This window comes from Gemmiger formicilis (genome assembly GCF_016901605.1).
Lineage (GTDB): Bacteria > Bacillota > Clostridia > Oscillospirales > Ruminococcaceae > Gemmiger > Gemmiger formicilis_B.
Genome location: NZ_JACJKP010000512.1, coordinates 1 through 359 on the forward strand (window position 1 = coordinate 1; position 359 = coordinate 359).

Consider the following 359-nt stretch of genomic DNA (forward strand, 5'->3'; position numbering starts at 1 on the left):
TTTTTATTGGATTTTTTCGGATCTTCCTCGCAAAAAGGGGCGGCCCACGCTGCTGCCATCTTACGGGGTAAAAGGTTGAGCTTTCTTTGCCTTGTTTTTTTGGTAACGGCAAGGAATGGAAATTCCCCCCATTGCTGCTTCCCGGGGGAAAGGTTGGAGTTTCTTTGCCTTGTTTCTTTGGTAACGGCAAGGAATGGAAATTCCCTCCATTGCTGCTTTCCGGGTGAAAGGTTGGAGTTTCTTTGCCTTGCCGTTACCAAAAAAACAAGGCAAAGAAAGCTCAACCTTTTACCCCGTAAGATGGCAGCAGCGTGGGCCGCCCCTTTTTGCGAGGAAGATCCGAAAAAATCCAATAAAAA

General features: G+C 47.1%; 1 protein-coding gene. It reads right to left on the reverse strand.

Translation table 11 applies throughout. The features are described 5' to 3' along the window. A partial coding sequence (locus H6B10_RS15700) for a hypothetical protein (RefSeq protein ID WP_204652389.1) occupies window positions 1-359 on the reverse strand: 359 nt, incomplete at both ends.